This is a genomic window from Trichocoleus sp. DQ-U1 (assembly GCF_039961925.1).
Taxonomy (GTDB): domain Bacteria; phylum Cyanobacteriota; class Cyanobacteriia; order Cyanobacteriales; family FACHB-T130; genus FACHB-T130.
Genome location: NZ_JAMPKB010000004.1, coordinates 162873 through 176759 on the forward strand (window position 1 = coordinate 162873; position 13887 = coordinate 176759).

Here is a 13887-nt window from a genome sequence, read left to right on the forward strand (position 1 = left end):
TAGATATGTCTATTCAGGATATTACTTCTCAAGTACTTCCAATATAGGAGTCTATTCCTAATTCAACTTCAAAAAATAATTTTGGATGAATCTGCAAGTCGATATTGAATTTTTCTTTATATGAGTAGGCTTTTACATCCGGCTGTAAACCCTTTAAGAAAGTGCAACTAGATGCTAAAAACTGGCTTGTTTCTAGTTGCTTAACTACTCGAAATCCATGAATTTCTCGTAATAAATTTCGGCACTCATTCAAGTCTGTAATAAAGCGTTGTTCAGACGGACTAAATATCCTGGTCGTTCTCCCTACTAAAGCCTTAAAAGTTGATGAGTAACTTATTTTTTCGTACCTATCATCTCTTAACCCTCCTGAAGTCACGATAACTATCCCTTCCCTATATCCTAAGAGAAGTAATATACATTCTACAGAACGATGAATGTAAAGGAGAGAAGCTTGGTAGTTCTCAACCTTAAGCCAGTATTCAGCTAAAGATAGAAAATATCCCGAAGCAGCTTCCAGTTTCTCTAATCCTATCAAAGCTAACCATTGTCCTAACCCCTTAGCTAAACGTTTATTAAGTGCAAGAAGTGGCTGTAGAGACTGAATGCTTTTCAATTGCTCAAGGTCACAATTAGTTTGAAATTTGTTTAAACATTGCTGAATCTTTAAAGGCTGATTCCACCAAGAATAAAAATCTTCTCGCCTTACAAGATCAAAAGGAGATGTTTCCAGGAAAGCTTCTCGGAGAACACTAATATAGTTTATTAATTCGTCCAACAGCCATTCTGTGCGATACATATAGTGGTTCTGAAAATTAATCCTTGAAAAAACTTCTCTAAGACGCTGACATGTATCAATATCTAAGTTGTTAAATCCTTGTAAAAACTCTTTCAGCAAACATATAAGATGACTCGATGATGAGTTACAGCAGCTTGAATCAAGTTCAAATTCTTCTTCTTGCGTTACTGCAAGATACCAAGCAAAAATCTCAGGGTTCTTTTTAACACTAGGCTTAAGCTTGAATGTCGTACAATTCTCAATTGCGTTCTCCTCTAAAAAGAGTTGATAGTACTCATAATTTTCGTGAGTTACCAATGTGTAATCAAAAATACAGCAAGCAGAAGTTTCCCAAAAACCTATTCGTTTTCCCATCTAAGTTCCGTTAGGTCTAGATCTAGTCTATTACCAAGCTTTTCTAAAGCTTCTTTATGTTCTTTCTTAGCTAGTATTGAAATTTCATCGTTGAATTTCTCTTGACTCTCTTGAGCTAATTTCTCAAGTTTATCTTTCAAGCCACGTTGATATGGACGATTAATCCAATCTTTCTTAACCGTCTCAAGTATTCTCGCAAGTAAGCTATCTCTATATTCCTTTAAGGAATTTTTTGAGGAATCGATGATAAGAGTAAATATTTCATCACCCTGATTCTCAAAATTTTTCTTCAGTAAATCATACAGCTTATTTTTGCTATTCATCTGAAGTAGTGATGCTTGTAACAAGTTCTTCCAAGCCTTTCTAGAATTTTGGGTCAAAATAACCCTACTTCCTGAATAGATTAATAGATTAGTATATGGTGAATTTTTTTCAAAAAGCTTGCTCTCTGGTATAAATGCGAATTCATTCAGTGCTTCAATAAGAATTTCTGCCGTTTTGGCAGGAGAAATTGAGAAAGTTTTAGTTAGGTCTGTAGACATCTGTGCCCAGACACCTATTAAAGCTTGTTGAAAGACATTGAGGAAATAAACCTCACTTTCACCCCTTGGAGAAATTAAATTATCAAATTCATTCTCCTCATAGTTCTTTAACGATGCTTGATCCTTATTAGTGCAACGCCTGAATCGAGCAAGTACTTCTTCTCGAAATGCAGCAGCATTGTTTTTTCCTTGTTGAACTTGCTCATCAACTTTTTTCACTGCCTCTAAAAAATTTTCTGTAACTCTTTTGTATGGTTCAGGTTCAGTGAAAAGAATATTTAGAGATGGTGTAATTAGCTCATTGATCTGCTTTTGCAAAATTCGTTCTTGCGATGCATGAAATTCATCTTCAGCAATCGAGATTGCTTCAACTGCATTTTCATCCGTCTGTAATTCTGCTTCAATCTGCTGTAAACCTAACAATTGGTATTGAAAGCCGTTGGCAGCAGAAGAAAATGCATGTGCTCTCAAAGCTTCAGCTAAAATTGAAACAGTAGTAATTGAATACTTTCTTTGAACAGTGTTTGATCGGCTGTCTTTTCTTTCATTCCATTCGAGTTGTTGAAGCTTGGAACAACATGGATCAGGATTCGATCGCTTCCACAAGTTTGCCAAGCTTCTTACAGCCATTGATGCAAGGCTCTTATCTCTAAGCAAATCAATAAAGTGCCCAGATACTTCCTTGGCGGTGGTATTGATAGTTACAAACATCTCTCGAAGGTCTTTCATGATAGATTCATGTGTTCCCTGAGAAACAGAGGCTGCTGGAGTAAATACTATACAAGCAGGTAGTTCTACAGATTCAAGTAACTCTTTGCTCTTGTCAGCAAGACGTCTCAAAGCTTCAAAGCGGTGTTGTCCATCAATTACTACCAAGTCAATTTTCCTGCTGTTATACTTGAAAGTAGCCCAAGCAGGAACATAATTCCAAGCACTACCATCATCGGCAGTAATAAAATGTCCCGTATCAGTATCCGTAGTAGGAAGTTCTACACAAAACTTGTCTCTATCAAATAAGATTTTAATTTCCTCATCAACAATATTTCGTTCAACTAATTCATAAACATCCTTGATTTGGTTATTCTCCAACGAAATTACTGAAACTATAATGGGCGGGAAAAACAGTACTCTCCCAGCGCCTTTCGTTAAATACTCCTTGATAATTTTCTCATCAACTCTTTCATAATCAACGTCCCGTTGCACCATATCTTCAAAGCCAATTTTTGAAAATTCTAGTGCAGAGGATGAGGCAGCAGTAGATAACCTATTAATGTCTTTGATGCTTAAACAACAAAGAAAATAGTTTACTTCATAGCTTTCAGCTGTCTTAAAGCGACCAAAAACTCCATCTATTGAGTCGGTAAAAATCTGTATTTCTTTTTTAGGTGGTTTAGCCATTATCGCGATTGACTCTCAAGCGTTAGTTAGATCCAGCAGTAAGTGTTACGACTATTTTTTTAGTTAGAATAATAGTCAGTGTTACTTGTGGGCATGATTAAGTCTGCTATGGATTTTAAGCCTATGTCTAGCAGATAAATATCCGATACATCTGTGAAGATGTAGTCGAAATTGAACAGCTAAGTTTTCTTGGGATGTGTCTATTTTATCCAAATGACAACGTTGCCTACGAGCAATGACAAGTAAATCAGCTATTTCGCCTCCAAATATCTGCCAAGTCATCTCCACATTGCTATCAGCAGGGATCGCGATAGGCGATGGTGGAGTAGGTTCTGCTAGAGAGCGGCAGAACGCCCATCGACAAAGAATATTCCACTGATCGATCTTGGTAGAACGCTTGAGCTTGATCAGTTGATCCTTTGCAGCTTGAGAAATACGGACTCGTTCGACAGGGAGTTCCATAGGCTTTACCAGAAGGAACCAGGTTTTACTTGGGTTTGATGTTCCGTGCGATCGTACTTAAGCAAGTATTCACGAGCGATCACCCCATTCTCCCGCAACCGCTTCACCTCCGTCTTGCCAATCTCAGTATCAGTCGAGAGGAGCAACGCTTGGTGACTGGCTTGCGGGAAGTAGCGATCGACCAAGTTATTGCGGTGAGAGGAATCAAGCCGACCTAGTGGAGTATCGATCGCCACAGGTAACTGCCGACCAGAGGCACGGGCTAATCCCCACAATAGAGAAATTGCCAATAGTTGCTTCTCACCAGCAGACAGCCGATGTTTGGGGACAGGCTGCCCTTCGTAGTCAAATAGGGAGAGGCTGAAGGTTTCAGTGTCGATTTGGACACGATGGACTAAATTCGATTTGTGCAGTAAGTAGAGGAAGCACTCAGTTACCAAAGTCTCAAGCTGATTGAGTTTACGGAGTTTCAGCTTTTGCTTGAACACTTTGAGGGTGTCTTGAACTTTGGCGATCGCCGCTAGTGTATGCTCGTCATTTTTGCGGTCGATCGCCAGCTTGCCATAATCCATCAATTCTTGCCTGGTGCGAGCAAGCGTTTGTTCTGCTTGGTCAATAAGCCGCTGACTGTGTTCGCGATCCGCTTTGAGGCTCACGACTTCTTATGACTTTACCCATAAGTTTGCCATTCCGGCAAACTTATGGGTAAAGTCACAGGAGAGGTATTGGGGGTGAGGTTTATTCTTATGGAGCTAAGCGGATTCGAACCGCTGACCCCCTCAATGCCATTGAGGTGCTCTACCAACTGAGCTATAACCCCTTACGGTGCTTTATGATTATGCCTTAAAAATTCGCAAGTCGTCAAGTAAAATTTCCGCAACGATAAATTAATAAAACGAACAGGGGTGTTGAGCAAGATGGCTGATATAACCCATGTAGCTGTTCATCAGGAAATATACGACTAGCATGGCGGCGGCTGATAGCGCCACCAGGGTGCCAGCAAGCATTAAGGAGAACTCCTGTTGGTCGAAGGCTTCCTGCATCAGGTGCAGCGACCACGCCACCAGAGCCACATCAAAAATTAAAATACCAACTAACATAATTTACGTTTTGTAACACTTCCTTTATTCTAATATATACAACCGAACAGATTGATGCTACAAAGCCAAAGCCGCTTCTTCCAGAAGGAAGAAGTTTCGCCTTTACAAAAGCCGCACCGGCACCTGATGCTCTGCGAGATAGTTTTTAATTTCTGATACAGTGAGTTCTCCGTAATGCAGGAGAGAAGCCAGCAGTGCCGCTTCCGCTTTCCCTTCCGTTAAGGCGTCATAAATGTGACTCGTGTTACCAGCACCACCGGAGGCAATTACTGGAATTTGTACTTGTTCCGCTATAGTGCGGGTAAGCTCTAAATCATAGCCTGCCTTAGTTCCATCGGCGTCCATACTGGTAACGAGCAGTTCGCCCGCGCCGCGTTGCTCGACTTCTTGCGCCCAATTAATTGCATCGATGCCTGTGTTTTCCCGCCCCCCCCGCACGTAAACATCCCAACCGGGGTTGGTGGGGTCTTGCCGTTTTCGTGCATCAATTGCTACCACAATGCACTGATTGCCGAAGCGATCGCTCGCCCGATCGATCAACTCTGGATCGCGTACCGCCGCCGAGTTAATGCTGACTTTGTCTGCGCCAGCCCTTAACAATTGTTTAATATTTTCTAAGGATTGAATTCCCCCGCCCACCGTAAGGGGTATAAATACCTGCTCAGCGGTGCGATATACCACATCCAGAATGATGCCCCGGTCTTCGTGAGTGGCAGTAATATCCAGAAACACCAACTCATCCGCACCCGCCTGATTATAAGCTTGTGCCAGTTCCACCGGATCGCCAGCATCCTGGAGATTGACAAAGTTAACCCCTTTGACAACTCGCCCTGCTTTCACATCTAAGCAAGGCAGTATTCTTTTTGCAAGCATGACAATCCTCTGGTTCCCCGATGTAATGATAATGAAAGCCTATACACTCTAGACCTTCTGTGTCTTCATGTCTTGGTATTGTTTTTAAAATAAATTTTTAATCATGGCGATAATTTCTTCTAAACAGCAGCCTCAAGAACCCAATGGGAAACCCCAGGAACGCCGAAAGCCAGCGGGACGCCGCAAATCTCAGCCAGAGGAAACGGTTGAAGAGTTATTGCAGCCAACCGTCGCAATGGACGAAACCGAGAAGCAAGAAGAAGGTCTGCGACCCCAGCGACTGGCTGAGTATATTGGGCAAAAAGACCTCAAGGGCGTTCTAGAGATTGCGATTCAAGCGGCAAAAGGCAGAGGCGAGTCGATGGATCACTTGCTGCTGTATGGCCCGCCGGGTTTGGGCAAAACCACGATGTCGCTGATTTTGGCGACGGAGATGGGAACCACTTGTAAAATCACCTCTGCACCCGCGTTGGAGCGTCCCCGCGATATTGTGGGGATACTGATGAGCCTAAAGCCGGGAGATATTATTTTTATTGACGAAATCCACCGCTTGAGTCGGATGACGGAGGAATTGCTTTATCCGGCAATGGAGGACTTTCGGTTAGATATTACGATTGGGAAGGGTCAAAGCGCGAAAACTCGCAGCTTGCCGCTACCGCCCTTTACGTTAGTGGGAGCAACGACGCGGGTAGGTTCGCTGTCGTCACCCTTGCGCGATCGCTTTGGTTTAATTCAACGGTTACGCTTTTATGAGTTGGATGAACTGATTTTGATTGTGCAGCGGACGGCTGAAGTGATCCAAGCCCCGGTTACACCAGATGGTGCTGAAGAAATTGCGCGTCGTTCCCGTGGAACTCCCCGAATTGCCAATCGCCTTTTAAAACGGGTGCGAGATTTTGCTCAGGTAAAAAAAGTTGGGGAAATTACACAACCTATTGCAGTGGAAGCTTTGGAAGTCTTCGGTGTCGATCCAATGGGTTTAGATTGGGCAGATCGGTTAATGCTGACCGTCATGATAGAACAATTTAATGGGGGGCCTGTAGGCTTGGAAGCGATCGCCGCTGCCACAGGGGAAGATGCCCAAACAATTGAAGATGTCTACGAGCCGTATTTATTGCAGATTGGCTATTTGCACCGAACGCCTCGCGGTCGCATTGCCACTCCCGCAGCCCGAAAGCACTTAGGATATGATTCGTCATTATTCTAAGGATAATAAGCTAAAGACAAATGACGAATACAGCAGTAGTAGGATGGGCATTGCCCAGGAATTAGCTTTCTGCTGGGCAGCGCCTATGCTACCAAATTCTAAAAGCCAAGATAATATGATTCGTTGGATTCTGACTTTACTGAGCATTCTGTTTATTACTGTTTCAACTGGGTTCGTAAATGTGCCGCTAGCGATCGCCCAAGAACCACCTTCCACTTACACGGAAACTGAGTTGCAGGAAGGAGACGAACTAGCGGCTAAAGCGTTTACCGCGACAAATGCCGGTGATTTTGTTACGGCTGAAGGGTTATGGACTCAGCTAATTGAGCGATTTCCCACTAATCCGGCTATTTGGAGCAATCGGGGAAATTCCAAGGTAAGCCAGAATAAATTGTCAGATGCGATCGCTGACTTTAATAAATCTATTGAACTCGCCCCGAACGCTACCGATCCTTATCTAAATCGCGGTACTGCATTAGAAGGACAGGGGAAATATTTGGAAGCGATCGCCGATTACAATCGGGTGCTGGAAATCGATCCCAAGGATGCAATGGCTTACAACAACCGGGGGAATGCCAAAGCGGGATTGGGCGAGTGGGAGGACGCGATCGCTGACTACAAAAAAGCCGCCGATCTCGCTCCCAATTTTGCGTTTGCCAGAGCCAATTACGCGATCGCTCTGTATCAAATGGGCGAGCAAAAAGAAGCGATTCGCACTATGAAGAATATTGTTCGCAAATACCCCCAGTTTCCTGATATGCGGGCTGCCCTCACCGCTGCTCTCTGGGAACAGGGAAATCGGGGCGAAGCCGAAAGTAACTGGGTTGCCGTTGTCGGAATCGATCGTCGCTATAAAGACATTAACTGGGTAAAAAATGTCCGCCGTTGGCCTCCAGTCATGGTTGCCGCCTTAGAGAAATTTCTGAGTCTACAATAAAGGCGATTGCAACTACCCCTAAGGTTTGTGCCACAAATATCAGAAAACCGCCTTCTTTAAGAAAGCGGTTTTTTGATTGAGGAATTTTCCGTATAGAGTTTCTGTATAGAGATAGCGATCGCATTTAGTGAGAAAGGGCGATCGCGGTTTTGATTCACTTCTAGGGATGACCTGGAAGCAAATCAAAACTTTTCTACAGTTCCAAGGTAATCTGCTTTGCCACGCTTCCCCCTCACCCTGCCAGGTAAAAAAGAATCACCCATTCAGGTTAGCGATCGCCTTTTTCAACGGTCGATAGACGCCACAGGAGTCATCAAAAAACACAAAAGCTCGAAGAAAGAACTTTTACCTTTTGTGTTTCTACCCGATTCCCCCCATGACTGGGTGGAAGTAAAAAGCCAACGCCAAAATTGCATAAGCAGCCAATAGCAGGGTGCCTTCTAACCAGTTTGACTTGCCATCAGAACTAATCGAATTGGCAATTAATACCGACACCGCCACTGCCACCAATTCAAACGGGTTGAAGTCCAAATCCATCGGTTTGTGCAACGCCCAACCCGTCAGAACGAGAACCGGAGCCACAAATAAGGCAATCTGCAAGCTAGAACCCACCGCCACTGAGATAGAAAGATCCATCTTATTTTTCATCGCTACGGTGACAGCAGTAGCGTGTTCGGCAGCATTGCCAATAATCGGAACCAGGATCACCCCTGTAAACAGCGCCGTCAGACCCAGTTGGGAGGTGGCTTCTTCCAAGGAGGAAACCAATAGTTCCGACTCCGCCGCAACCAGTAGCGTTGCGCCTAATAGCACTCCAATCCATAGGGGCAGGTTAACTTTGTGTTCCGGATCTTCTGGAGCGAGATTTGACTCAGCTAACTCAGTGAGTATCTCCTGTTCTGCCACACCCGCATCGTAGAGATAGCTGTGGGTCTTCATCGAAAATAGCAGCGTCAACCCATAGACTCCGATTAATACTACAGCAACGGCGACCGAAAGTTGCTGGACAATGGCTTCATCAATCCCGGTGGAGGTATAGTCCATCGCGGTTGGTAACAGCATTGCAATCACTGCTAGGTTCATTGCCGAGGCATTTACCCCTGCCACCATTGGCTGAAATTCCTGCTCTTTGAAGCGCAAGCCCCCCAATAGCATGGAAAAGCCCATGACCAGGAGTAAGTTGCTGATAATAGAGCCGGTGATACTCGCTTTGACGACATCCACCAGCCCCGCGTTGAGGGCAACGAGGGAGATAATGAGTTCGGTGGCGTTGCCAAAAGTAGCATTCAGCAGTCCTCCCAAGGAGGGGCCAAGAACAACCGCGATTTCCTCTGTGGCGGTGCCCATCCAAGCGGCAAGGGGAATAATCCCCAGACAAGCGGTGATGAAGACGACTGACGATCCCCATTCCAGAAAGTGGGCCGTAATGGAAATAGGGATAAACAACAAAAGAATGGAAAAAAGCGTGTTTAGAGACAGCATCCAAATTATTCGTATTTAGCTCGTGTCTAGGATAGCCGCTTGTTGAGTGTTCTGGCTTCTTTCAGTCTTTGAGTATGTAACAGAATATTTCTTTAGACGCAGGATTCCTTAAGCAAAGTTAATTTACTATTCATTTGCATGAAGTTAGTGTTCCAAGCATGGCAGCATTACGCTTGAATCATGTAAGTAACAAGTAACTATCCTGGCTTTTCAATTTTGTTCATTGACCGTTACCGGCATGGGGCACAGGCAGTTGCTCATCGGTACGGGCAAAATAATTGGATGTTAAACCGATTGCTTTGACCCCCCCATTTAAGGAGAGAAGGCTTCGCCCCCAAGAGTCTTTGCCATGTTTGGGTGGTGAGTCTTCGCCTTCTCCAGATGGACTGATTTAACTTGCTGTTTCCCTGGCGTTCAAGTAAACGCGGGGATGCTCAGTCTATCTAGATAAGTTATTGACCCTAATTTTTTACTAATTTTGGATGCGATCCTATGACTTCTGCTGCTGAAAGACCAGCTTCACAGTATTCTGCTGAGGGAACAGCAAACACCAGTGTAGCAACCGATCCCCTGCAAACGGCTACCGGCGTTTATGTTACGGTTCACGGTCATTTTTACCAACCGCCCCGCGAAAACCCTTATCTAGATGCGATTGAACGGCAGCCGAGTGCGTCTCCGTTCCATGACTGGAATGAGCGGATTCACCATGAATGCTATCGCCCGAATGCCTTTGCCAGAGTGCTAAATGACCGAGGCGAAGTCGTGGGGATCGTGAATAACTATGAGTATTTCAGCTTTAATATTGGTCCCACATTGATGTCGTGGCTGGAACGCTACGACGTGGAGGTATATCAGCGAATTCTGGAAGCGGATCGCAAAAGTAGCGATCGCCTGAACGGACACGGCAATGCGATCGCGCAAGTTTACAATCACATCATCATGCCGCTTGCCAACGAGCGGGATAAGTACACCCAAATCCGCTGGGGTAAAGAAGACTTCCGTTCCCGATTTGGGCGCGATCCCGAAGGGATGTGGCTGGCTGAAACTGCCGTTGACTATGCAACCTTAGAAGCATTGGTTGCAGAAGGAATTAAGTTCATTGTTTTAGCACCTTCTCAAGCTGAACGTTGCCGACCGATCCCCACAGACGAGCAGCCGGTGACTCAGTGGTTGGAAGTAGGCGGATCTCAGATCGATCCCACCCGTCCCTATCGCTGTTATCTGAAACCCACACTCAGCACGCAAGATTCACCCCTTAACACTGAGTATTCATTCCCCACCAACGAAACCCCAGATACCCCTTACATCGATATCTTTTTCTACGATGGCCCGATCTCGCGGGACATGGGATTTAATGATGTACTGGGCTGGGCTGGGACGCTAGCTGGACGCATCGGTTCAGCAGTGCGCGGGGATCGCCGGACTTCGCAGCTCATCTCTGTTGGCACAGATGGCGAAACTTTTGGACACCACAAAAGCGGGACAGAGAAAACCTTAGCCTTCGCCTTTGTGGACGAGTTTCCCCGGCGCGGCTGGACTGTCACCAACTATGCTCATTACCTGAGTCTGAATCCTCCCACCTGGGAAGTGGAACTGAAGCCAGTCACGGCTTGGAGTTGCGCTCACGGAGTGAATCGATGGCAGGATGATTGCGGTTGCGGTGGCGAAGGTGGCGTTTGGCATCAGAAATGGCGGCGTCCCCTGCGGAATGCCCTAGATTGGTTGCGGGATCAGTTAAGCAAAGTTTATGAAGAAACGGGTCGCCAGTTCTTCCGCGATCCCTGGGCTACACGGGATGAATATATCCACGTAATTCGCGATCGCTCTCCTGCTAATGTAGAGCGCTTCCTCGCCCGCCATCGCACCCGCAAACTAACACCATCAGAACAAGTAGACGCCCTGCGCCTATTGGAAATGCAGCGCCATAGTCTGCTGATGTACACCAGTTGCGGCTGGTTCTTTGAAGAACTCTCAAGACCTGAAGGAACGCAGATTCTCCGCTACGCCGCTAGAGCATTGGAACTTGCCGGTGATGTCTCTGGTGTGCAGTTGGAAAAAGGATTTATCAAACGCCTCTCCCAAGCTCCCAGTAATGTTGATTTATTCAAGCACGGAGCTGAGGTGTACCGGCAACTGGTAGTCAGTGCCCAGATTGGTATAGAGCAAGTGGCAGCACACTATGCCATCAGTTCCCTATTCACTACCTATCCCCAACAACAGCGGGTCTACTGTTACGATGCTCATCAGTTGGATTACCAGATGCAACGCATGGGATCGCTGACTCTAGCGGTGGGGCAACTGCGACTAACTTCAGAAATTACCTGGGAAAGTACTCATTTAGTCTTTGCCGTTCTTCATTTGGGCGGCTGGGATTTCCACTGCTGCATTCAACCGTTTGCCGGTCGCCGCACTTATAGCCAGATGAAAGAAAAGCTGTTTGCGGCTCTGCAACAGGCTAGTGCTGCTCACGCGATCCTGGCGATGTCCCAACTATTTGGGGGTAATTCATTCAATTTGCAGAAATTATTTGCTGAGGAACGGCACCGGATTATGCGGCTGCTGAGTCAGAAAACTTTAACCCGCCTAGACCAGCTTTATACGCAGGTTTACCGGGATAACTACGGCATCTTGATGGCGTTCCAGCGCGATGAGCTGCCCGTTCCGCAAGAGTTGCAAGTAGCCGCAGAAGTGGCAATTTCTAACCGCGCCCGGATGTCTCTACGGGCACTGGAGCAAGAAAACGGTGAACCCCAGCAAGGTTTGAATCAGCTGGCAGAACTGGAAGCGATCGCGAAAGAAGCGAATCAACTGCGCTGTCAGTTGAATATCCCCGATGCCAAGCAAACTTTAGAGCAGTTGATCTTGCGATCGCTCTGGAAGCTTCTGCACGACTCTAACCCAGCCACTCTAGAAGCAGATATCCAACGCTTAGAGCGGATGATTTCTGTAGGCAATCAGCTACACCTCGGCTTATCTTTGCATCGCCCTCAAGAACTCTACTTTAGCTGTCTCCACAGCCAAATTGTGCCGCTGCTGGAGTCAGAAACTAACGGCAATTCGTCTCAGCTACGTCAGTTGCTATTACTCGGTCAAAAGCTAGCTGTAGATGTCAGTCCCTGGTTGAATCAACTGTCATAAATGTCACGGGTAATGGGGAATTGTCCGACGAATCACCCATTACCTGAATCGATTAGCTGCTCTCAAATATGAAGGGGTAGGTTACAAAACCTACCCCTTCATATTTACACTTGAAGCGTTTCACCCATTATTTCAGATTCAAAAGGGTGTAGCCTCTACGCGATTAGATGCGATCGCGATCGGTGCGGATGTTTTGATCCCGAATTGGCAGATCGTTACTATTCACATCCAGTTCTTCTCGACGAAGCTGTTCTTCAGCATTAACCGTTTCACGATCTACTTCTTTTCTGATTCTGACTTCCTCACGTACAAAAGCTTCCTTTTGAATGTTAGGAGTTTCTTCGTAGATTTCTACCCGTGCAGCTTCCCCTTCCTGGAAGGCAGCTTCGCCCGGAGTAACAGCTCTTCCCGCATCTGCTGGAGTCACGCGCTCAACGATCACTCGCTCCCTTTCAATGGGGACTGAAACTCGCGCTGTCTCAGTTTCAACGTGTTTACCAACCGCTACCTCGCCTGTTTTCTGGCGGGTTTTATTAGCAATCAACCGTTCTTCGTACAACTTGAGGGTTTGATGATCCCGATCGTTCATATCGTACAAAGATGGCTCTTGCTGATAATTGTAGCGATCGCGATCGTAAGCTTCATAATTATCCTCAACAGGTACAGCACCTGCCATCGGAGCGGCGTAACTAGGTTCCACAACAGGTGCCCCCAAAGGTGCAGATGCATCTAAAGGTGTTGCTGTGTTTATCGGTGCCGATGTTTCCACAGATGGCTCTACCGCCGAGTTGCGATAAACTCCTCTCACCTGCTCTTCGTAATCGTAATCAACCTTGAGCTCGTCGCCAAATTCCGGTAAATTTTCTACTTGCTCTTTGGTAAGCCCAACAGCGTAGACGTGCCGATTATCATAGTCGATCCGAGAACGACCCACTGGTAGCAATACTTGCTTACCGAAAACCCAGAAGCCTGTATCAACAACTAAATAGCGGAAACGCCCCGATTCATCAACTAAGATATTTTTGACGCTACCAACCTTGTCATCGCTGATATCTGAATAGACATCAAATCCCTTAACGTCTTCACCGCCAAAAGTGTCTTGATAGTCTGTGTCGAAATCTTCAAGCTTGTATAAAACCATGCTTTTCTTTTCCTCCAAATTTCTTGTGTATTTCTTATGTATCTATGCTAAAAGTCTCTACGCTGGCTCCATCTGGCTAGCGACTGACTTCAATAAATTCAATACATAAGCCCTAAAGAGGATGCACAATTATGGAGCACTTGCTCAGTTTTTGTCAGTTAATTATTAAGTAGAGATAAAAATAAGTTTTTTTACAAATAATTACCAATTATCTTTCTATATTTGCTAATGAAAGCAACAAGTTTTGATTTTTTATCTCCCTTCAGACAGGTATGTATATATTTCAATGGATAGATATAGAATTTAATTAATAAACTCTTCAAAAGATTAAATTATTCTTAACCTAAGTGCTTAAGCAAAATTAATTACATATTCGGTTCCGACTTTTTTTAGCACATTTTTGACATACTTTACTAAACTTTTCCAGTCCCGATAAGCCTCTATCTCTATCCATTCA

The 13887-nt window shown here is 45.3% G+C and carries 10 protein-coding genes, 1 tRNA gene and 2 pseudogenes; 3 read left to right on the forward strand and 10 right to left on the reverse strand.

All coding sequences use genetic code 11. The features are described 5' to 3' along the window. Positions 1 to 28: 28 nt before the first annotated feature. From NDI34_RS03200 to hisF, 7 genes and pseudogenes are all read right to left on the reverse strand, one after another. Positions 29 to 1150 (reverse strand): hypothetical protein, encoded by a 1122-nt coding sequence (locus NDI34_RS03200; RefSeq protein WP_348231830.1) that lies wholly within the window; start codon positions 1148 to 1150, stop codon positions 29 to 31. Then, positions 1135 to 3090 (reverse strand): hypothetical protein, encoded by a 1956-nt coding sequence (locus NDI34_RS03205; RefSeq protein ID WP_348231831.1) that lies wholly within the window; start codon positions 3088 to 3090, stop codon positions 1135 to 1137. The genes NDI34_RS03200 and NDI34_RS03205 overlap by 16 nt, the downstream gene beginning before the upstream one ends. A gap of 81 nt (positions 3091 to 3171) precedes the next feature. After that, positions 3172 to 3552, reverse strand: a complete 381-nt coding sequence (dndE, locus tag NDI34_RS03210) for a DNA sulfur modification protein DndE (RefSeq protein ID WP_348231832.1) — start codon at positions 3550 to 3552, stop codon at positions 3172 to 3174. Between the two features lie 5 nt (positions 3553 to 3557). Beyond that, a pseudogene (dndD, locus tag NDI34_RS03215) lies at positions 3558 to 4202 on the reverse strand (DNA sulfur modification protein DndD); the annotation flags it as partial. A 97-nt stretch (positions 4203 to 4299) separates the two neighbouring features. Then, positions 4300 to 4372 (reverse strand) — tRNA-Ala (locus NDI34_RS03220). A gap of 67 nt (positions 4373 to 4439) precedes the next feature. Further along, positions 4440 to 4652 carry a hypothetical protein gene (locus tag NDI34_RS03225; RefSeq protein ID WP_190410773.1) on the reverse strand — a complete coding sequence of 71 codons (213 nt, stop codon included), beginning with the start codon at positions 4650 to 4652 and terminating at the stop codon, positions 4440 to 4442. Positions 4653 to 4754: 102 nt separating this feature from the next. Then, positions 4755 to 5525 (reverse strand): imidazole glycerol phosphate synthase subunit HisF, encoded by a 771-nt coding sequence (gene hisF / locus NDI34_RS03230; RefSeq protein WP_190432715.1) that lies wholly within the window; start codon positions 5523 to 5525, stop codon positions 4755 to 4757. A gap of 103 nt (positions 5526 to 5628) precedes the next feature. Between hisF and ruvB the strand changes: the two genes are divergently transcribed. Both ruvB and NDI34_RS03240 read left to right on the forward strand, forming a co-directional pair. Continuing rightward, a complete protein-coding gene (gene ruvB / locus NDI34_RS03235; RefSeq protein ID WP_190410775.1) occupies positions 5629 to 6732 on the forward strand; it encodes a Holliday junction branch migration DNA helicase RuvB in 1104 nt (367 codons plus the stop codon). A gap of 115 nt (positions 6733 to 6847) precedes the next feature. Further along, positions 6848 to 7669 (forward strand): tetratricopeptide repeat protein, encoded by an 822-nt coding sequence (locus NDI34_RS03240; RefSeq protein ID WP_348231838.1) that lies wholly within the window; start codon positions 6848 to 6850, stop codon positions 7667 to 7669. A 360-nt stretch (positions 7670 to 8029) separates the two neighbouring features. Here NDI34_RS03240 and cax read toward each other — a convergent pair whose 3' ends face one another. Further along, complete coding sequence (cax, locus tag NDI34_RS03245) at positions 8030 to 9151, reverse strand: calcium/proton exchanger (RefSeq protein ID WP_190410779.1); 1122 nt, start codon at positions 9149 to 9151, stop codon at positions 8030 to 8032. Positions 9152 to 9643: 492 nt separating this feature from the next. Between cax and NDI34_RS03250 the strand changes: the two genes are divergently transcribed. Then, a complete protein-coding gene (locus tag NDI34_RS03250; RefSeq protein ID WP_348231834.1) occupies positions 9644 to 12289 on the forward strand; it encodes a DUF3536 domain-containing protein in 2646 nt (881 codons plus the stop codon). A gap of 163 nt (positions 12290 to 12452) precedes the next feature. Here the strand turns inward: NDI34_RS03250 and NDI34_RS03255 are convergent, their stop codons facing one another. Both NDI34_RS03255 and NDI34_RS03260 read right to left on the reverse strand, forming a co-directional pair. Continuing rightward, positions 12453 to 13430, reverse strand: a complete 978-nt coding sequence (locus NDI34_RS03255; RefSeq protein ID WP_190410781.1) for a DUF2382 domain-containing protein — start codon at positions 13428 to 13430, stop codon at positions 12453 to 12455. A 351-nt stretch (positions 13431 to 13781) separates the two neighbouring features. Then, positions 13782 to 13887 (reverse strand): annotated as a pseudogene (locus NDI34_RS03260) (IS630 family transposase); the annotation flags it as partial.